This is a genomic window from Spiroplasma taiwanense CT-1, from assembly GCF_000439435.1.
GTDB lineage: Bacteria > Bacillota_I > Bacilli_A > Mycoplasmatales > Mycoplasmataceae > Spiroplasma_A > Spiroplasma_A taiwanense.
The window spans coordinates 773,574-795,681 of record NC_021846.1 but is presented as its reverse complement, the minus strand read 5'-3'; the positions used below and the strand labels follow the sequence as shown (position 1 = coordinate 795,681).

The 22,108-nt window shown below is 22.4% G+C and carries 18 protein-coding genes and 1 pseudogene; all 19 read left to right on the top strand.

Annotated elements, in window-relative coordinates; genetic code table 4:
* Position 1: 1 nt before the first annotated feature.
* The 19 genes and pseudogenes from dxr to dnaG all read left to right on the top strand — a co-directional run bounded on the left by dxr (position 2) and on the right by dnaG (position 22,108).
* The gene (dxr, locus tag STAIW_RS04065; protein ID WP_020834565.1) at positions 2-1,138 is read left to right on the top strand and encodes a 1-deoxy-D-xylulose-5-phosphate reductoisomerase; all 1,137 of its coding nucleotides are present in this window, start codon (positions 2-4) and stop codon (positions 1,136-1,138) included.
* On the top strand, positions 1,131-2,366 hold the full coding sequence (gene rseP / locus STAIW_RS04060; RefSeq protein ID WP_020834564.1) for an RIP metalloprotease RseP: 1,236 nt from the start codon (positions 1,131-1,133) through the stop codon (positions 2,364-2,366). The genes dxr and rseP overlap by 8 nt, the downstream gene beginning before the upstream one ends.
* Positions 2,367-2,390: 24 nt before the next feature.
* A complete protein-coding gene (locus tag STAIW_RS04055) occupies positions 2,391-6,854 on the top strand; it encodes a PolC-type DNA polymerase III (RefSeq protein ID WP_020834563.1) in 4,464 nt (1,487 codons plus the stop codon).
* Positions 6,855-6,913: 59 nt separating this feature from the next.
* Positions 6,914-7,399 (top strand): LSm family protein, encoded by a 486-nt coding sequence (locus STAIW_RS04050; RefSeq protein ID WP_020834562.1) that lies wholly within the window; start codon positions 6,914-6,916, stop codon positions 7,397-7,399.
* Positions 7,400-7,461: 62 nt separating this feature from the next.
* Positions 7,462-9,492 (top strand): annotated as a pseudogene (locus STAIW_RS06860) (cysteine peptidase family C39 domain-containing protein).
* Positions 9,492-9,878 (top strand): hypothetical protein, encoded by a 387-nt coding sequence (locus STAIW_RS04035; RefSeq protein WP_020834561.1) that lies wholly within the window; start codon positions 9,492-9,494, stop codon positions 9,876-9,878. Before STAIW_RS06860 ends, STAIW_RS04035 begins: the two are co-directional and overlap by 1 nt.
* A 145-nt stretch (positions 9,879-10,023) precedes the next feature.
* Positions 10,024-10,341, top strand: coding sequence for a hypothetical protein (locus STAIW_RS04030; RefSeq protein WP_020834560.1), 318 nt, complete (start codon positions 10,024-10,026; stop codon positions 10,339-10,341).
* Positions 10,342-10,490: 149 nt separating this feature from the next.
* Positions 10,491-10,700 (top strand): hypothetical protein, encoded by a 210-nt coding sequence (locus tag STAIW_RS04025; protein ID WP_020834559.1) that lies wholly within the window; start codon positions 10,491-10,493, stop codon positions 10,698-10,700.
* A gap of 425 nt (positions 10,701-11,125) precedes the next feature.
* Positions 11,126-11,602 carry an rRNA maturation RNase YbeY gene (ybeY, locus tag STAIW_RS04020; RefSeq protein WP_020834558.1) on the top strand — a complete coding sequence of 159 codons (477 nt, stop codon included), beginning with the start codon at positions 11,126-11,128 and terminating at the stop codon, positions 11,600-11,602.
* Positions 11,603-12,744: 1,142 nt separating this feature from the next.
* A complete protein-coding gene (locus STAIW_RS04015) occupies positions 12,745-13,158 on the top strand; it encodes a diacylglycerol kinase family protein (RefSeq protein WP_020834557.1) in 414 nt (137 codons plus the stop codon).
* A 3-nt stretch (positions 13,159-13,161) separates the two neighbouring features.
* The gene (gene cdd, locus STAIW_RS04010; RefSeq protein ID WP_020834556.1) at positions 13,162-13,572 is read left to right on the top strand and encodes a cytidine deaminase; all 411 of its coding nucleotides are present in this window, start codon (positions 13,162-13,164) and stop codon (positions 13,570-13,572) included.
* Between the two features lie 42 nt (positions 13,573-13,614).
* Positions 13,615-14,328 carry a hypothetical protein gene (locus tag STAIW_RS04005; protein ID WP_020834555.1) on the top strand — a complete coding sequence of 238 codons (714 nt, stop codon included), beginning with the start codon at positions 13,615-13,617 and terminating at the stop codon, positions 14,326-14,328.
* Between the two features lie 34 nt (positions 14,329-14,362).
* Complete coding sequence (locus STAIW_RS04000; protein ID WP_020834554.1) at positions 14,363-15,085, top strand: hypothetical protein; 723 nt, start codon at positions 14,363-14,365, stop codon at positions 15,083-15,085.
* A 56-nt stretch (positions 15,086-15,141) separates the two neighbouring features.
* Positions 15,142-15,813: a hypothetical protein gene (locus tag STAIW_RS03995; RefSeq protein WP_020834553.1), complete on the top strand. Its 672-nt coding sequence runs from the start codon at positions 15,142-15,144 to the stop codon at positions 15,811-15,813.
* A gap of 20 nt (positions 15,814-15,833) precedes the next feature.
* A complete protein-coding gene (locus STAIW_RS03990; protein ID WP_020834552.1) occupies positions 15,834-16,967 on the top strand; it encodes a hypothetical protein in 1,134 nt (377 codons plus the stop codon).
* A gap of 17 nt (positions 16,968-16,984) precedes the next feature.
* Positions 16,985-17,887 (top strand): GTPase Era, encoded by a 903-nt coding sequence (era, locus tag STAIW_RS03985; protein WP_020834551.1) that lies wholly within the window; start codon positions 16,985-16,987, stop codon positions 17,885-17,887.
* 12 nt (positions 17,888-17,899) lie between these two features.
* On the top strand, positions 17,900-18,682 hold the full coding sequence (gene recO / locus STAIW_RS05715; RefSeq protein WP_020834550.1) for a DNA repair protein RecO: 783 nt from the start codon (positions 17,900-17,902) through the stop codon (positions 18,680-18,682).
* A 104-nt stretch (positions 18,683-18,786) separates the two neighbouring features.
* On the top strand, positions 18,787-20,154 hold the full coding sequence (locus tag STAIW_RS03975; protein WP_020834549.1) for a glycine--tRNA ligase: 1,368 nt from the start codon (positions 18,787-18,789) through the stop codon (positions 20,152-20,154).
* Positions 20,155-20,170: 16 nt separating this feature from the next.
* Positions 20,171-22,108 (top strand): DNA primase, encoded by a 1,938-nt coding sequence (gene dnaG / locus STAIW_RS03970; RefSeq protein ID WP_020834548.1) that lies wholly within the window; start codon positions 20,171-20,173, stop codon positions 22,106-22,108.

The following is a 22,108-nucleotide window of genomic DNA, read 5'->3' as shown; positions in this document are numbered from 1 at the left end:
AATGAAAAATGTAATTTTATTTGGAGCTTCAGGAAATATTGGAAAGCAATGTATTGAAATACTAAAAAATAATAAAGATAAATTTAATTTAGTTGCTATAAGTGTTGGTAAAAATGTTTCAGAACTTGATTTAATTTTAAAGGAATTTAAAAATATTAAAAAAGTTTATTCAACACAAAAAACTGAAATGAATTTAAAATTTAAAGATGTTAGTTTTTTTAATGATAATATAAATAGTTTATTTTCAACTGAAGATGAAATTGTAATAAATGCTTTAAGTGGTTTTTTCGGTTTACAAGTTACATTAAAGTCAATTGAAAAAAGTTTAATTTTATTAAATGCTAATAAAGAGTCTTTTGTGACTGCAGGAGACTTAATAAATTTAAAATTGAAAGAATTTCCTAAAGCTAAAATATTTCCACTAGATTCAGAACATTGTGCGATTTTTCAATGTTTAGAAACTCAAAACAAGCCCTCAAAAATTTATTTAACAGCTTCAGGAGGAAGTTTTAGAGAATTAACACTAGAGCAAACTAAAAACGTTTCAAAAACAGAAGCATTAAATCATCCAAATTGAAATATGGGAAATAAAATAACTATTGATAGTGCAACAATGTTCAATAAAGCTTTTGAAATACTAGAAGCCTATCATTTGTTTAAAGTTAAAAATATAGTAACTTTAATTCATCCACAAGCAATAATTCATTCGATGGTGGAATTTAGCGATTTTAGTATAAAAGCACAATTATCAGTTCCAGATATGAAACAAGTCATAAATTATTTTTTAAATTATCCTAATAGAAAAAAATTTACAAATCAAAAAGCAATTAATTTTAAAGAAATAGTGAAATTAGAATTAAAAGAAATAGATCAATTAAGATTTAAACCAATAAAATTTGCTTTGGATTGTATTAACTCAAAAAATTCAAAAGCAATTGCTTTGAATGCAGCAAATGAAATTTGCGTCGATTCTTTTTTAAAAGAAAAAATAAATTTTTTTCAAATTACAGAAATTGTTGAAAGAATATTTAATAATACAATTAATTTTAATTACAATAATTATGAAGAGATTTTTAATTTTGATCAAGAAATAAGAATAGAAACAAAAAGAATAATAGAGGGATTTATTAATGAGTAGTGGTTTAATAGTATTGGCATTTTTTATTGGTATATTAGTAATGTTAATTTTAATTACAATACATGAATTTGGACATTTCATAGTAGCTAAATTATCAAATGCATATGTTTATGAATTTTCAATTGGTTTTGGACCAAGAATTTTTGTATGAAAAAGAAAAGAAACTTGATTTTCAATAAGAGTAATTCCACTTGGTGGGTATTGTTCTATTGCATCTGATAAAGTAGATCCTCCAAGTGAAAGAGAAGATGAAGAAGTTCCAAATGAGAGAAAATTAGATTATATTGCAAGATGAAAAAAAATGTTTTTTATTTTGGCAGGTCCAGCTATGAATTTAGCGATTGCTTTGCTTTTATTTACTTCAATTTTTGCAGCTCTACAAGTTAAAAAAAATGATATGTCTTATTTTGGTGCAACTTATGATCAAGAAAAAATTGCAGCAAAATTAATATTAAAAAAAGAGCAACTTGATAATCCAGAAATTAATTATATTGGTCAAGAATATGTAATTTGAGGTTGAACAATGAAAACAATTAATCCTGAATCTCAAGAAGAAATTGTTTTATTTGACAATATTTGTAATACAACAGAACAAAATCAAACAGAATGTCTTGATGAAAAAATAAATACTGAAGACAATAATCAATCTGCAAATTATGAAAAAACAGTATACAATTTTTTAAATAATTTATCTAAAGCAAATGGATATGAAAATGTTCAAATTATGTTTAGTTATAAAAAAGTAGATAAATATTCGGGAGTTTCAAATGAAAATCCAAAATACACAGAATTTTCTGATTATAAATCAGGAGAAACAATTGGAATTGCTGCTCCAAATAGACTTTACAGAAGTGTAGGGGAAGCTTATGGTGCAGGTTGAAAAGAAACCTTTAAAGATTCAATTTCAATTCTTCAAGCTTTAGGGATGGTTTTTACAGGTCAATTTGACCAATTGGCGGGTCCAGTTGGAGTTGCGAGACAAACAGCAACTTTATTAGGAAGTGCAGATCAATTCTTTTTATATGTTGCAATGATCAGTGCAAATTTATTTATTTTAAATTTAATATTTATTCCTCCACTTGATGGATATAGATTATTAGAAAATTTTATTGAAATGATTATAAAAAAAGAATTACCATATAAATATAAGATCATTGTAAATAGTGTTGGAGCAATTTTATTTTTATTATTATTTATTATAATTACAATAAAGGACTTCATTATTTAGGTAAGTTTAAGCGAGGTTAGAGAATTGAAATTAGAAATTAAAGAATTATTTGAAAAATTAAATATTTTTCTTAATGAAGAAGAAGAAAAATATTTTGAAAATGCAATATTTTATAAGGAAGCAGAATTTGATAGAGAATTAAGTAAATTAAGAGTATTTATTAAATTAAGTGATTTTCTACCAATACATATTCTTCATAAAGTGGAAAGTGCTCTAACAACAAATACTTTTATTCCAACGAAATTAAATTTAGAAGTAGAAAATCAAAACTATACAAAAGAATTAATTTGAAATCATATCGAATATATTAAAGACTTAAAAGCAGAAATTAAAACTGGAGCAATAAAGATTTTATCTCCTTTAACTGTTGAATATTTTGAAGATTATAGAATAATTTTTTTTAATGTTTCTAATGAGATAGAAAAAAATTTACTTGAAGAACATAGAGAATATTATAAAAATAAATTAATGAAATATGGTTTTAGAAATATTGATTTAGATATTAAAATTCTGGAAAAAAATAAAAAAAATGTCCTAGAAAATGTTCATAGTGATTATGTGAAATCAGTTGAATTAAACACAAAGTCAGAAATTCAAAAAAGTGAAAATACTATAATTGATAAAAAAGTTGCTTCATTTAGACAAAAGTTTGTTTCAAATGAAGAAATACTAAATAATCCAACCTATTCAAAATTGGTAGATTTAGAAGAAAATGCTCAAAATATTACAATTCATGGTGAAGTTATTTCAAAATCAATTCGAAAATCAAAAGCTGGAAGAAATATTTATAATCTTTCAATCACAGATGGAAGCTCATCTGTAACTTGTATTTTTTTTCAAAAAAATAATGACCCAACTTTTTTTGATGAATTGACTGAAGAAACAAAGGAAAAATTAACTGGTTATGAGAATCAAATAATAAGAAAAGGTGATTGAGTTTCTTTTAATGGTAAATATAATTTTTCTACTTTTGATAAAACATATATTTTTTATATTGAAAAATATAAAAAAATTGAATCAAAAAAGGTATTTAGAAAAGATAGTTCATCTGAAAAAAGAGTAGAGATGCATATTCATACAAAAATGTCAGTAATGGATGGAGTAAGTACTGCAAAAGATTATATTCATGCTGCAAAAAGATTTGGTTGAAAAGCAATTGCTTTGACAGATCACTTAAATGTTCAAACTTTTCCTGATGCATATTGAGCTCTTCAAGAAGTAAATAAGAATTTAAAACCAGAGGAAAAAATAAAATTAATTTATGGTAGTGAACTTTCAATGCTTCAAGAAAATATTTGATTTATAAAAAATCCAAAAAATCAAAATTTACGAAAATCAAAATTTGTTGTTTTGGACTTAGAAACAACTGGATTGTCACCAGAGTATGATGAAATAATTGAATTTGGAGCTAATGTTTATGATTATGCAGCAGGAACTCATAAAAAATATGATATTTTAATTAAACCAAAAAAGAAATTAAAGAATTTTACAATTGAACTTACAGGAATAACAAATGAAATGTTAGAAACTAAAAATTCAATTGAGATTGAATTTAAAAAAATTATGGAAATAATTCAAAATGGAATTTTAATAGCTCATAATGCTAATTTTGACTTTAATTTTTTGCAAGTTTGTGCAAAAAAATTTGGTTATGCAGAACTTACAAATACAGTTATTGATACTTTGGCACTTTCAAGAATTTTACAACCAAAATTGAAAAATCATAGATTAGGAACAGTTGCTAAAGCATATCAAATTTTATATGATGATAAAATTGCCCATCGTGCAGATTATGATGCAGAAGTTTTAACAAATGTTTATGAACATATGTGAAATGAAGCAAAAAAAATAACTTCAATAGATTATGATATAGATTGAAATAAATTTGCAAAAGATAAATTTGAAGATGAAAATTATAAAAGAATTAGAGGATATCATGTAAATGTTCTTGCAAAAAATAATGAGGGTTTAAAAAATCTTTATAAAGTAATTTCTTATTCACATGTAAAAAACTTTTTAAATAGTCCAAAAATATTTCAATCAGAATTACTTAATTTTAGAAAAGAAGGAAATATTTTAATTGGTAGTGGATGTATTAATGGTCTTGTTTTTGAATATGCAAGAACTGGAACATTTGAAATGTTACAAGAAGCTATTTCAATATTTGATTATATTGAAATTCAACCACTTAGCGTATATAAAAAATTAATTCAAACTGAAGACTTAGATTTGGAAACTTTAAAATTAATTCTTAAAAAAATAATAGAGGAATCTAAGAAGCAAAATAAAATAATAATTGCAACAAGTGATGCGCATTATGTCGAGCCTGAATTGAAAGTAATTCGTGATATTTATATAAATACAAAAGGTTTGGGTGGAGTTTATCATCCACTCTATGATTTTAAGCAAAGAGTTAAAGATAATCCAGATCAACACTTGAGAACAACAAATGAAATGTTAGAAGAATTTAAATGGCTTGAAGATAGTGAATTAATTCATGAAATTGTAATAAAAAATACTTTAAAAATTTCAGATATGATTGATGAAGATGTTGTTCCAATAAAATTTGGTCTATACACACCAAAAATTGAAAATGTTGATAAATTATTATCAGATGAATGTTTTAAAAATGCAAAAGAGTTGTATGGTCAAACTTTACCAAAGATTGTTAATGATAGATTAGAAAAAGAACTTGCCTCAATAATAAAACATGGTTTTGCTGTTGTTTATTGAATTTGTCATTTACTTGTTAAAAAATCAAATGAAGATGGCTATTTGGTTGGAAGTCGTGGTTCTGTGGGTAGTTCGTTTGTTGCAACAACTTCAAAAATTACTGAAGTAAATCCATTAAAAGCACATTATCGTTGTTTAAAATGTAAATATTCAGATTTTGAAACTTTAGAAGAGTTTAAGTGTGGTTATGATTTACCAGAAAAAAAATGTCCAAATTGTAATGAAAAATTAATGGGAGATGGTCATGATATACCATTTGAAACATTTCTGGGTTTTGATGGAGATAAAGTACCAGATATTGACTTAAACTTTTCTGGAGAATATCAACCAATTGCACATAATTTTACAAAACAAATGTTTGGTGAAGAAAATGTTTTTAGAGCAGGTACAATTTCAACTGTTGCTGAAAAAACAGCTTATGGATATACATTAGGTTATCTTGAAAAAAAACAGATTAACTTAGAAACTTTTAGAAAAGCTGAGATTGAAAGACTTGCAGAATTATCAACAGGAGTAAAAAGAACAACAGGACAACATCCTGGAGGAATAATAATATTACCAAAAGAATTTGAAATTGAAGATTTTACTCCAGTTAATTTTCCAGCAGATGATTCACAAAGTGATTGACTAACTACTCATTTTGATTTTCATTCAATTCATGATAATTTATTAAAAATGGATATTTTAGGGCATGTTGATCCAACTGCTTTAAGAATGTTATTTGATTTAACAAATATTGATCCAATATTAATTCCTACAGATGATAAAAAAGTTTATTCTTTGTTTTCAGAATTAAGTGCACTTAATTTAACACCAGAACAAATTGGTGGAGAAACAACAGGAGCAATTGGTTTACCTGAATTTGGAACTCAATTTGTTAGAGCTATGTTAAAAGAAACTAAGCCACAAACTTTTGCAGATTTAGTACAAATTTCTGGTTTAAGTCATGGAACAGATGTATATGTTGGAAATGCGCAAACTTTAATTCGTGATGGAATTGCAAATATATCTTCTGTTATTGGATGTAGAGATGATATTATGGTTTATTTGATGAATAAAAATATTGATTCTTCAACTTCATTTAAAATAATGGAAAGTGTTAGAAAAGGAAACGGTCTTTCTGGAGAATGAATAAACATTATGAAAAAACATAATGTTCCAGATTGATATATAAATAGTTGTTTAAAAATTAAATATATGTTTCCAAAAGCACATGCAACCGCTTATGTTTTAATGGCATATAGAGTTGCTTGATATAAAATTTATTATCCTGAAGAATATTATGCAACTTGATTTACAACAAGGTCAGATTTTTTTGATTTAGAAAGTTGTATTGGTGGTATTAATAAAATTAAAGTTAAAATGGAAGATATAAAATACAGAATAAATGCTAAATTAGCAGTTTCTGCAAAAGAAAATGGATTATTGACAATTTATGAAGTATTAATTGAAATGCTTGAAAGAGGTATTGAAATAAAAAATATAGATTTTAATATTTCTGATGCAATGAAATTTGTTATTGTAAAAGATGAAAATACAGGAAAAAAAGTAATTTATCCTCCATTTAATGTAATTGATTCTTTAGGTGAAGCTGTTGCAAATTCTATTGTTAAAGCAAGAACTCAAACACAAATTGTCAATGTAAATGATTTAAAACAAAGAACACAAGTAACACAAACACAAATTGAAATTTTTAGTAAATTAAAAATTACAGATAACTTAAAAGATGACGAACAACTTTCATTTGATTTTTAGTGAAATATGTTATCTTTTTTGTTTATTAATGTAAAATATTTTATAAATGAGGAAAAAAAATGCAATTAAAAATAATTAAACAAAACTATTTGGAAAAAATTAAATTATTACTACAAGAATGTGAATTTGAATTATATGAAATTAATATTCTTAATGAATATGAATCGATTGTATTGCAAATTTTGGTAGAAAATATTGATTTAAATAAAAAGGATATTGAATTTGATTTTTTAATTAAAGCAAATGAAAAAATTTCTATATTTTTAGATTCACTAACTGAATTAACAGAACCTTATATTTTGGAAGTATCAAGTGCGGGAGCAGAAAGGGAAGTTAGGGACTCTAACATTCTTAAAAATAATATAAATCAATATTTTTACTTAAAAGTAAATAATCCAATTGAAAATATTAGTGAATTTCAAGCAACATTAGTTGAAGAAAAAGATGAATTATTTACATTTTCTTTCTTTATAAAAGGAAAACCTAAAAAAATAAAATTAAAATGAGCAGATATAAACTTTATAAGATTTGCAATAAAATTTTAATTTTTTTTTATTTATTTAATTAAAATTATTATTTTTTAAGCGATAAAAATTAGGGTGATAAATTGGAATATAAATTTACAAAACAATTAAATAATTATGATTGTGGCATTGCTGTTTGTACAATGATAATTAATTTTTATCAAAATAAAAATTTTAATATTGAGGAAATAAAATTTAGTAATTCATTATCAGATGATATGTTAAGTATTTATAATATTGAAGAAATATTACAAAAATATAAAATTGAATTTACTTCTTATTCTAGTTCTTTTGAAGAATTAACAAATATCGATTTTTCAAATCCTTTAATTGTAAATACAAAAACAGAAGATAATAGTGAGCATTTTATTATTATTTATAAAAAAAGAAAAAATAATTTTTTAATTGCAGATCCAAATAATAATGACTTAAAATGAATTACTAAAGAAGAGTTAAAATTGATTTATCAAGGATATTTTGGATTTACAAAGAGAATTGAAAAAATAAAATTTAAAAGTAATAATTTTTTGAATTGGTTTTTCTTTATTAGAGGTTTTAAATTAGCAATTTTATTAATATTTATAATTTCATTATTATCAAATTTATTTATATTAATAAATAATAATTTTTTAAAAATTTATCTAAATAATGTAAAAATAAATATATTAAAAATTCAACAAGAAATTTTTATAATTTTTATTATAGTATTTTTATTTCAAATATTAATTACATATTTTTTAAACAAAGTTTTAAATAATATAAAAATAAAAATTAATGAAAATATATTTAATTCTTTTAAAAATAGCTTAATTGAATTAGATATTGAAAACTTTAATTCAATCTCAAAAGAAGAATGAACAAAAAAACTTTTTCATATAAATGTAATGTCTGATTTTATAGTTTTTATTTGTTTAAAGTTACCTTTAGAAACTCCACTTTTTTTAATGTGTTCAATAATATTAACTATAATTTTTTCAATAATTTTATTTATTATTATACTTCAAAATTTTCTCACATTAATTATCTCTTTTTTTGTAACCTATCTTATTAAAGAATATAAATTAAAAATGGAAAAAAACATTTTAAATTTTTTATATACTTTTAGAGAATTATTAAATGGCTTTGAAGAAATTAAATATAAAAATATTGAGAAAAAAATTAGTTCAGAAATTGATAAAAAATTTAATAAAACATTAGATACATCAAAAAAAATTTTTAAATTAAATAGCAAAAGTTCAATGGCAATAACCATTGTAAATAAGCTTTTCTTTTTTATAATTTTCTTTATTGCATATATTTTAATAAACAAAAATTAATTTAATCCAAGTGATTTATTATTTTATACCTCAATTAGCCTATATATAAATAATTTTGGTAATTTATTAACAAATTTTATATTAAATTTAGAAGAAATAAAAATTTCAAATAATTCACTTAAATTTTTATTTCAAAAACAAATTAAAAGTGATGTTGAACAATTTGAAATTAATAAAATAGATGAAATTAAAGTAGAAAACCTTTATAAATATAATAATGAAATATGTATGATAAATGACATTTCCTTTGTTTTTGAAACAAATACATTTATTTATGGAAAAAGTGGAACAGGAAAAACAACATTATTAAAATTTTTATCTGAAAATTTTCAAAATTATGAAGGGTTATTTTTAATAAATAAGACAATAAATTTTAAGAATATTAATTTAAAAGATTATAAAAATAAAATTTTGTATTTGGGACAATATGATTATTTATTTGATGGAACTGTTCGAGAAAATATTCAACAATTTAAAAATAAAATTGATTTAAATTTATTTAAAGACTTAGACTTTTTTAAATTGTTAGAAAAAAATAATATTCAAGTTTCAAAGACAATTAAGGATAATGGAATAAATTTAATTAAGGGACAAAGACAAATTATAAATTTTATAAGTCTTTTTTTTACAGAAAAAGATATATACTTAATTGATGAACCATTAAGTAATGTCAATAAAGAAACTGCATATTACTTATTTAAATTATTTATTAAATATAAGAAAAAATCTTTAATTATTATGTGTGATCATGATTTAACTTATATGGATTTTTTTCAAAAAAGATTGGAGATATTATAATGAAAAACAATCTAACTATTCTATACTTACTTTTATTATCTATAGCTGCTTTTTTGTTTTCTTTAACTTTATTTACAAAACAAAAAATATTAGCTGGAACAATTTTTATTCAAGAGTATTTTAATGAATATAATGAAAAGAAAAATGAAGTTTATTTATTAAGTAATGAAAAATTAAATATATCCGTAATTAAAAAAATTTTATTGGAAACAAAGCAAGGCTTTTTAGAATTAAATTCATCTTCTTTAAAGTATTCAGAAGAATTTATAAAAGTTGAAATTGAAAACATTTCAGTATTAAAATACCCAAATAATGATGTTTTGATATATTCTGAAAATATTTTAATATTAGGTTTTATAAAAAATGTGGGGGTCAAAAAGTTGTAAAATTAAATAAAATATGTTAAGTACTTGAAAAAGTATTTTTTTATTGTCAATAATCATTGTTGCTTAAATATTCATATATTTACATATCTCAAAGGACAAAAAAATAAAAATTCAACCTATTGATAATAAAAAGAAAGGAAAATTTATGAATAAAGAAAATATAACAAGAAAAAACTATAAAATGTTTTGTCTTATTATTAAGATTTTTTGATTTAAAAAAAACATCCAATCATTATTAAATATATTAGCTAAAATGATATTTTTAAAATCAAAAAATAAATATGTTTGAGAACTTTATAAAGATTATCAAATTATAGAAAAATTAGAAAGAAATCAATTTGCAGTGTTAACACATATTTGTAAAGAAAATAACTTTAATGAAATTAGCAAAGAAATTAGAGTTATATCTTTAAGGTATAAAAATAGTTTTGAAAATAAAAGAAATCAATTTTTAGATGATTAAAAAGGAGATAAATTATGTTAAAAGAATTTAATGTTGATAATGATAAAGAATATAAATCATTTGAACGATTAATTAATTTTTAAACTCAGGATAAAAATATTTATATTTTTGGAAAACCAGGAGTTGGCAAGAAAACATTTTTAACAAATTTGGCAAATAAAATAAATAATCAAAAAATAAAAGTTTCAAGATTTTTAATACCAAAATATAAAATTATGTATTTTAATGTAAATGAATGAATAAAAGATTTACAAAAAACATGAAAAGAAGAAAACACTTTTGAAGGACCAATAAAAATTAATATAATTCAAATTAAAATATTTAATTTAGATCTTTTATCTAAAATTTTTTACTTTTAAAATCATTTTTATTACTTCAAAGTAATAATTTTAACTCAATATTTATCCATATCTATTTCACGAAGTGTAGCAGGATATGGAGTGCTAGCACACCACCATTTTTACCCATTGAATGGTTTAAAAATAGTGCTAGTACTCTAAATTAAAATGATAGCACTAAAATTTTGTTTAAAAACCCCTTATATAATAAGGGGTTTTTTTCACTTGATTTTGAAAGTGGTATCATTTCTTTGGCAAAGCCAAAACTGATTAAATTTTTAAATATTTTTTATAAAATAGAGTTATAATTAAATCAAGCAAGAACTGAATATTTTATTTATTACAAATTTATAATAATAAAACTTCACTTTTTTTATACAACCTCAATATTAGCATTTCTTTTTTCTAATTTAGTTTAGTTGTATAATTAATTTAGGAGAAATAATATGAATAATTTTTTAGAGTTTAATTATGAAGTGGAAAATAAAGATTTAATGGATTTTGAAAAAATATTCAATAATTTATTAATTATAACAAAGGATATATTAAAGTTGGGTAAACCAATAAGTATGTCAATAAATTATATTAGTGATGAAAAATCAATTGAACTAAATACTGAATATAGACAAAAAAAATACATTGGAGATGTAATTTCTTTTCCGATTAATGATGAGTTTGGAATATATGATCAACTAGATTTTAAAGAAATTGGAGATATTTTTATTGCACCCAATGAAGCAATCAGAAAAGCAAAGTTATATAATCATAGTTTTTACGAAGAAATGTGTTGATTATTTACTCATGGTTTATTACACATTTTGGGATATGATCATGAAGAAAATGAAAATAATGCAAAAATTATGTTTGATTTAACTGATCAGATTCTTCAAGAAATTAATATAAAATATAATATGCCTTTTTAATCAAATAGGTAGTGTAATAAATGTTTGAGAGAAGTATAATTAGTTTTAATAATTATAACAATGTAGAATATTAAAAATATACTATATCAAGAAATTATTCATATAGTATATTTTTTTCATTTTTTAAAGGTTTAGAAAATAATTATTTTTTGAGAATAATATAAATCTGGATAACGAAGTTATCCAATAAAAAGGGAATGATTAACAATGAAATTTTTATTAAGTTTAGTGGGGTAATAATATTATCTATAATATAATTATAAATGTTTTAAAAATAAATAATATTTATTAAAACCTTGAATGAATTGACAATTCATCAGTTTTTAATGATAAACATTTTAATTTAGTTGAACAATGAATTGCAAAAATTAATTTTAATAAACTAAACATTAAAAAATGAAGTCGTAAATATTACATTTCTTTGAATAAGAATATTTTTTGAAAAGCCTAAACTATATGTTTAAAATGGGTTATTTATCTTTTGTTAAAGCTTTTAATCTACTGTTTGTTTAAAATAATGAAAATATTAGGAAATATAATGATATTTCAGTTAAAATACAATGATATTGATTTAGTTTTGAAAATTGCATATCGGTCATGTTAAATGTAAAAAATTTTAAAACTTTATTAATGATCCAGGGGGAGAATTAATTGGTTTAAATTCATCTTTATTTTTAACAACTTCAGATTAACTGCTTAAGTTACTACATCTGTAGATCTATTTTATTTGAAAACTCTGCAATATTGTCAATTTATGATAAAGGAAATGGAGTTTGAATTGTGTTTTATACTTTAGTTCTAAATAAGGGATAAGTTTCAGAAAATTTTAAAAAATGCTAGAATAAGCAACCTTCAAGGGTATATTACTAATTAAATTGGTTTTTTTGGTAGTGTAATAAATCTTGCTTATTTGATTGAAATAACAATATGTTTTATTATTTATATTTAAAAGCTCTTTATTTTTTTTATAATGATAATGATAAGAGGCTTTTTAATTGACTTTTAAAACTAATTATAAAACTATTACTTCTTTGTTTTTTTCTAACTTTTAAAACACCATCCAATCTAATAATAAAATTTCTAAAAATAGCAAAAAAAAAGTAAATAAAGTATAATAAATTTGCAGAAAGAAAGTAAAAAAAATGGCGAAAAAAAATAATATTAATAAAAAAGCGAATGTAAGAATAAGAGTAAAAAATAAATTTGCAAATGCTGCAAGAGGAATATATATTGCTTTTAAAGAAGAATCAACACTAATAGTTTATTTAGTTGCTATTTTATTTTGCATTGGGTTAGGGATTTGATTAAAAATTTCTCCCCTAGAATGATCTGTTATTATTTTAACAATTGGTGTATTAATTGGTTTTGAATTTGTAAATACATCAATTGAAAATTTAGTTGATTTATTAAGTTTTGAATATAATATTCAAGTTAAAAAGATAAAAGATATTTGTGCTGCTGCAAGCATATTAAATGCTCTTTTATCTGTTGTTATAGGATTTTTGATTTATTTACCACCATTAATTCAAAAAATAACTGAACTTGCTGGAGGTTAAAAAATGTCAAAATTAAATCAAGAAGAAGTTTATGCAGAACTTAAAAAATTAAAGGAAAATGCTTATGTTCCTTATTCAAAATTTAAAGTATCTTGCATTATTTATCTAAAAAATGGTATTAAAGTTTTTGGAGTTAATGTAGAAAATGCTGCTTATAATCCAACTATTTGTGCTGAAAGAACTGCTTTATCACAATTAATTACACAAGGATATAATAAAAATGATATTGAAATGATTGCACTTTATACAGATTCAAATAAATTTGGTTCTCCATGTGGAACTTGCAGACAAACATTATCGGAATTAGTTTTTGAAAATCAATCAATTTGAGTTTATAATAATAAAGAATTTTTAGGTTGTTATACTGTGAAGGATTTTTTACCTTATAGTTTTTCTTTTGAAAACTTGACTTAAAAATTTATTAGCAAATTTTTATTTAAAAGTTAGGGAGATAAAATGTTTTATACAAGTAATAAATTTTGAGTCGAAACAGGTGCAGATATAATTACAACTATACTTGATTATTTGGAAGTAAAAGTTTCAAAAGATGAGATGGAAGATTTTATATCGCAAAGAGAATATTTGAATGAAGATGTTAATGATAATTATGAGCCTATCTATATTAATCTTGCAAAAGCCTGAGAAATTGTTAGAGTTTTAGTTTTAAAAATAAAGGAACACAAAACAGATAAAACAAAAATATCTGAAGGTTGATTATACGATGAGATTATTTTATTATATAAAACTCTAGATCCAACTAATAGATACTTATCAATGTTTGAAGGAAAAACAAGTGAGAGTAAAAAATTTATTGGATTATTAGATAGTTTTATTGAAAGAATTTCATTAACTGAAACTGTAGAACCCTTATTAGAGTTTTTAGGGGTTGCTTTTATTGAGCTTTTAATTACAAAAGATTTAGGAGAACTTACAGGGATTTACTTTTGATTCATGCTAGAATGTGTTTTAATTTCAAGAGGTTATGGTCCCATTATTATAACTGAAAAATCAGAATTGAGATATATTTTTGGTTTACAAGAAAAAATTACAATTGAAATTAAAAAATATTTATTAAAAGATTTTTCAAATTTAAAACAGTTTAGAGAAGTTGTAAATTTTTGAACTAATAAAATTGAATTATTTAGAATGGAAAAAATTAACTTATATTAGTTAATTTTTTATAAAGTTATTAATGAGGATATAAATGTATTATACTAATAATAATTTTTGAATAATTGGTGGAGCTGATTTTTGTTGAAGTATTTTGCGCTCAATGAGGGTCAAAATGAATTTGAAAGATTTAAATTTAATTTTAAAAGAAATAATTGAAAATAATAAAGAAATAGAATTTAGAAATAAAAAATTAAAAATGGTTATAAATGCTTGAATTGAAGTGCGAAGATTAATTTTAATAAGTAAAAAACATGATGAAGTAAAGAGTCGAGAAAACTGAAATGTTAGGGTTGAAGATTTAAAAACTTTATATCTAATATTAGAACCTAATGGTCAATTTTGAAGGACATTTGAATTTGAAAGCCCAGATTCTTTGAATGTAGTAAAAGAAATGGAAGATTTAAAAGAGCAAATTTATTTGATTAAAGACCTTAAATCTTTTTTTGAAACAATCTCTTATTTTTATCATAGAAATTATCTTGAGGGAACTTTTGGGAAAGCAACAAGTCTATTTTTTATATTTTTAATGCAAGCTATGCTTATTTATAAAGGTTACGGCCCAATGATTGTCTTTCCAAAAAATTTTAAGGAATTAGAAATATTAGGAAATTATCAAAATAATTTTTATATGGATATTGCTGGCTTATCAGAAATCAAGTGAAAAAGATCGGAATATTTTTATAAAATAATAGATTTTTGAATTGAAAAATCAGAAAATTATCTTAATTTTATTGAAAAAAACTATATAGAATAAAAAAACTAGGTTTTTGACTAGTTTTTTTATATAATCAAATAGATTGGAGGGAAATTATGATAGCTTGAAACACAATAGTAACAGACGTTTTAGCTGCTATTGGAGTATTAATCCTTATATTCTCTCCATTATATTTTTCTTCTTTACAGAGAAAAATATTAAACCAAAGACTTCACACAAAAGTGGATGGAGAAAAATTATTTGAAAAATTAAAATATGATTTAAAACTTTCAAAAATAACAAATGTTAATAAAAAAAGACTGTATACAGATATACATTATGCAAAATCTATTTTTAGAGGAGCTATGGAATATAATTCAAGAGAAGTCATATGATATTTTAATGAATTATATGCAAAAAGACATATTCATAATAATATTAGAAAAAAAGCATGATTACATACTTGAATTTGAATTGGAACAATTTTAGTTATCATGGGTGGAACATATTTTGATTTTTTTTCTTGAATATTCAATATGTCTAATATGGTTGAAACATCAGGAATAATTTCAATTTGAGTTTTAATAACATTTGCATCTGGAATAAGTATTCTTAATAAATTTTTAGAATTTAGCAAAGTTAAGAAAATAGTGAATGATGATATAAGACAAATAAATTTAACAAAAAAGGAAAAAGTTTGAAAGGATTTTAAAATTATTTTTTACTTTTCAATAGGAAATTGAATTTTAGGATTTATTTTTATATTTATTAATGTATTTTTTAATTAATAAGAAGGGAGGAATAAAAAATGCAAAAAACTAATAGGCTTATTGCAGGAAAAATGGGAGACATGTTTACAAAAAGATTTTTAAAATCAAGAAATGTAAATATGGTTTCTGAAGGTGATTATCTTGCAAGATTACGTTGTTTATGTAGAGCAACATATTCGCTACCCGTTCAATTTCTTTTTACATGTTTTTTTATTTATGCAAGAGTAATTGTTGAAGCGTATTTTTTAAATTCACAAACAAACAGTGAGATAACTAATCTTTTAATTGTAGATCAAATCAATGTATTAAATGTGTTTATTGTAATTCAACTTTATCATATTTTTATTCTTTCTTCTGTAATTATTGTTATGTTGAATATGACACTTGGAAGAGGAACAACTATTTTTACAGCACTATTTAATGTTTTATATCTCAGTGAAGCACTTTTATATGGAAGTTTCTTATTCATTTTAGATTGAACAGGACTATTATATAAATTTTCAAACCCAGCAGAATTATTACTCGCTTTGAGTACACAATGACTTTGATTATTTGCAATTATAATTGCAATGTGGTCTTTTAGCCCATTAAGATCAATTTTTAAAGATGTTAATATGTGAAATAGAGAATGAATTAGAGTTGATAGATATAGAAAAACAGAAGATAGAGAAAATGCCTTTATCTTTAAAACATGAGTTACTCCTGGAGAAATTTCTGCAAGAAATTTAATGATTGTGGCAGCTTGATTTTGTATTTTCACTGCAAGTGCTTTTCATCTAATGGATATATTTGCATCAACTGGTTTTAATAGCGTTAAATATGTTATTTTAATTTTTGGTTATATTGTTTTTTTAGCAGCCTATGTTGTTCCATATAATAAAATAAGTTTAATTTTTTATTGAACAAATCAAATATTTTTATTTTCATTATTTACATACGGATTATATATGATTCAAAATGAAGCTTGAATTTATTCACAATGATATTTATATTTATACATATTATTAATTATTCCATGAGCTTTAAGTTTAAGGTCTGCAATAAAGTATACTTGAACCTTAAAAGATAAAGAAGAAATTAAAGCAATTGTTTTAAATATGTTTGATGAAGATAATGAGTTTGAAAAGTTTATAGAAGAAAGAAATGAAGTAGAATCAGAAACTACAATTTAGAAAAGGAAATTAAAAAATTGGATAATATTAAATCAGGATTTATTGGAATTATTGGAAGACCAAATGTTGGTAAATCAACTCTTTTGAATACACTTTTAGAAAAAAAAGTCTCGATAGTAACAAATAAAGTTCAAACAACTAGAAATAAAATTAATGGTATTTTATCAAAAGAAGATTATCAATTTGTTTTTGTAGATACTCCAGGAATTCATAAAGCAAATCATGAATTAGGAAAATTTATGAATAAAGTTGCTTTTTCTGCAACAAAGGGTGTGGATCTTATTTTATTTTTAGCACCAAGTAATGAATTTATAGGTGAAAATGATAAATTTATTATAAAAGCATTAAGAGAAAGAGATTTACCTGTATTTTTAATTATTACTAAAAGTGATTTAATTTCTGAATCACAATTACAAGATAAAATAAATGAATGAAAATCTTTGGATTTTCAATTTGAAAATATTATTCCAATTAGTTCAACAATGGGATTTAATTTGAATTATTTATTAAATGAAATAAAAGATATTTTACCAGTAACTGGAAATAAATTTTATCCAGATGATATGCTTACTGATCAACCAGAAAGATTTTTAATAAAAGAAATTATTCGTGAAGAAATATTATTGCAAACAGAACAAGAAATTCCACATTCAGTTGCAATTTTGATTGATAAATTTGAAGAAAAGAAAGATATTATAAAAGTAATTGCATCAATTATTTGTGAAAGATCAAGTCAAAAAGGAATCATTATTGGAAATAAGGGAACAAAAATTAAAGCAATTGGAATTAATTCACGTGAAAAATTAGAAGATCTATTTAATAAAAAATTTTATTTAGAATTATTTGTTAAGGTAAAGGAAAAATGAAGACAATCTGCATCTTTAATAAAACAAATGGGCTATGATAAAGATAGTTATTAGGAGATAAAAAAAATGGGAGCAATAAAGATAAATGCTATAGTTATTTCAAATGTAGATTATGATGATTATGCAAAAATAATTACAGTATTTTCAAAAGAATATGGAAAGCTCTCATTTTTTGCTCCTGGAGTTAATAAATCAACTTCAAAAAATAAATATTCAATTCAAACTTTATCTTTAAGTGAATTTGAAATATTTAAATCAAAAAGTGAAGATAAAATAAGTAAATTAAAAACTGGTATTTTAAAAAAAGAATATTTTCAAATAAGTAAAAATTATAGAAATTATATTTATGTATCAATTATGATAAAAATTCTTGAACAAATTGAACAAATTTCTAATAAGAAATACAAAATATTTAAAATGTTTTGTTATGTTTTAGAAAATATTGAAAAAAATATTTTTTCATTTCAAAGTTATTTATTTTTTATTACCTATTTAATTCAAGAAAGTATTCAACCATTAAGATTGACAAAATGTGTTAGATGTAAAAAAAGTAATTCAAGAATTGTGAGATATGAGCATGTTGAAAAAGGTTTGATTTGTAAAAAATGCTTATGACCTGGTGAAAAAATACATTTAGAGTCTTTTGTGAAATTATTACAAGATATTGGTAAAAAAAATATTTACTCTTTACTTGATCAAAAGTACAATTCCTTAGATTTAGTAGTTTTACATAATATAATCATTGACTATTATGAAAGAGAATTAGGTTTTTATTTAGGACCAATTTTCTTTTTAAGAAATGAGGTTACTTTAAATGTACCTATAAATAAAATAGATTTGTATAAATAACACTTATAGTGTATTGACACATTCTATTTAAAAATAGAAAATCATTAAGGACTAATTTCAGTTTGCAAGTTTTTAAAGTGCATTTTTTGAATAAGGAGAAACATATGAATATAGAAATTGATAAATTAATTTCACATTTAAAAAGTCAGGGTTTTGTTTTTCAAGGATCTGAAATTTATGGTGGTCTTGCAAATTCATGAGATTATGGACCATTAGGGGCCGAAGTAAAAACAAAACTAAAAAAATTATGATGAGATTATTTTGTTAGAAGAAATCAATACAATATTGGAATAGATACTTCTATTATTTTAAATTCAAAAGTCTGAAATGCTTCAGGGCATCTTGGTAATTTTAATGATCCACTTATTGACTGTAAATCTTGTAAATCAAGATTTAGAGCAGATAAATTAATTGAGGAAAAATTTAGTGATTTAAATGTTGGAGGTTGAACTAATAATCAACTTGAAAACTTTTTGAAAAAAGAAAATATTAATTGTCCTAAATGTGGAAAAAATGATTTTACAAATATTAGGCAATTTACTTTAATGTTTAAAACTAGTCAAGGTGTTGTTGAGGATGAAGGTTCGATTGTTTATTTAAGACCTGAAACAGCTCAGGGTATTTTTGTACAATATAAAAATTCACAAAGAGCACTTAGAAAAAAATTGCCATTTGGAATTGGTCAAATTGGTAAATCTTTTAGAAATGAAATTACACCAGGAAATTTTATATTTAGAACTAGAGAATTTGAACAAATGGAACTTGAGTTTTTCTTTGCTCCAACTGATCAAAACGATTGATTTCAGTATTGATTGAATAAAGTAATCTTTTTTTTAGAAGAAGTTATTCAAATAAATAAGGAAAATTATTCAATTAGAGAACATGATAAAAGCGAACTTGCACATTATGCTAAAAGAACAGTAGATATTGAATTTAATTTTCCCTTTGGTAGAGGAGAATTATGAGGAATTGCGCATAGAAGTAATTTTGATTTAAAACAACATCAAGAATATAGTAGTCAAGATTTGACTTATTTTGATCCTGAGACTAATGAAAAATATTTGGCAAATGTAATTGAACCAAGTGTTGGGGTTGAAAGATTGTTGCTTGCAATTTTCTGCCAAAGTTATAAGGAAGAAAAATTAGATAATGGTGAAAGAATAGTTATGAAATTACCTTATAAACTTGCACCATATTCTATAGCAGTAATGCCACTTCAAAAACAACAAAAAGAAGAAGCACAAATTTTATATGAGAAATTATTATTAAATTATGATGCAGTTTTTGATGATACTGGTAATATTGGAAAAAGATATAGAAGACAAGATGCAATTGGAACACCTTTTTGTATAACACTGGATTTTGATAGTGAAGTTGATAATTGTGTAACTATTAGAGATAGAGATACAATGTCGCAACAAAGAATTAAAATTGAAGAAATAGATAAGTATTTATTAGAAAAGAATATTTAAAGAGAGGTGAAAAAATTTGGCAATTTCACAACAACAAATTGATTTAGTTTTAAATAAAGCAAATATTGTTGATGTAATTAGTAAATATCTTGATCTTCAAAAAAAAGGTCGAAATTATTTATCAGTATGTCCATTTCACGATGATTCAGACCCATCATTACATGTTTCTTTAGATAAAAAAATATTTAAGTGTTTTGTATGTGGAACAGGTGGCAATGTTATTACCTTTATTCAGGAATTTAATAATATTACTTTTTTTAAAGCTGTTAGTTTATTAGCAAAAGATTTAAAAATAAAAATTGACGGAATTAAAGATTATGATGATAAGCCAAAATATTCTTCAAAAGAATCTAAATTATTTTTAATTAATGAGTCTATTGCTGCTTTATTTAATGGTTTATTAATATCAAATTTATCTAAAAAAGCAAGAGATTATTTAAGAGAAAGAAGAATTAATGCTAGTGAAATTTTAAAATTTACTATTGGTTTTTGTCCAATAAATATTAATATATTTGATTATCTTATTGACTTAGGTTTTAAAAAAGAAGAAATTTTTGAATCTGGATTAGTTTATCAAAAAGGAGTGACTTATAAATCATTTTTTGAAAATAGATTAATTTTTCCAATAAGAAATGAGGAATCAAATATTATTGGTTTTTCAGGAAGAATAATGGATGTTGATGAAAATCCTAAGTATAAAAATTCTATTGAAAATTTAATTTTTAAGAAATCGAAATTGGCATATAATTTTAATAACGCAAAAAAAGAAGCTAGAATTAAAAATGAAATACTAATTTTAGAAGGTTTCATGGATGTAATTAGCTTAGAGAAAATTGATATTAAGAATTCTGTTGCAATTATGGGAACAAGTTTATCTGACTATCATATAAAACTTTTTTCAAGAGTTGCTAAAAATTATAAGTTATTTTTGGATGGTGATAATGCAGGTATCAAAGCTGCTTTAAAAACAGCAGCTCTATTAATGGAAAAAAGAATTAATGTAACCATTATTGAAAATACAACGGGTAAAGATCCAGATGAACTTGTAAAAGATGGGGAGGTAAATTTAATTTATCAAATGATTGAAAATGCAAAACACCCTGTCGATTTTGCAATTAATTATTACTCAAAAGATCTAGATATAAATGATTCAAATCAAATTAATGAATTTATTTCGAATATACTTAACTTATTAAAATATGAAATAAATATAATTACAATAAATAAAATTTTACAAACTTTAGCAAATATTTCTCAAATTAAAAAAGAAGCAATTGAAAAATTATTTGAAAATTATAGAATAAAAATTAATAAAAATAATACAGAGGAATTAAAAGCAGATCAAAATAATATTCAAGATTATTTTGATCAAGATAAAATAAATACTTTGATGAATTCATATTATCAAGAGGAAAATTTTGATTCTAATCTACCAATGCAAGGGTTTGAATTTCAAAAAATTAATGAATTTAAAGTAAAAAATTATGAAAATCAATATAAAACAGCAGCAAAATTGGCGGAATCTTCAATAATTTGAAGCTTATTAAATAGTGATAAAATTCTCAATGAAATTAAAAAACATATTAATAAAATTGAAACATATAGTATAAAAAAAATTATTAATTTTATAATTGAAGAATATGAAAATAATAACTATGTGGGTCATGATTGAGAATTAATTGCAAATGATATTAAAAAAATAGATATAAAATATTGTGAATATATTTTTGAAATTAGAAATAAATTTTATGCAAAAATTGAACATTCAATAACTGAAAAAGGTTTGAATGATGCTTTTGATGCAATTGAAATTTATAAATTAGCTTTAGAAATTGAAAAATTTAATTTAAAAATTTCAGAAACTTATGATTCTGAGCTACAAAAAAGTTATTTAGAACATATTGAAGAATTACGTAAACAAAAAAATAAAATTTTAATGAAGAGGAGTACATAA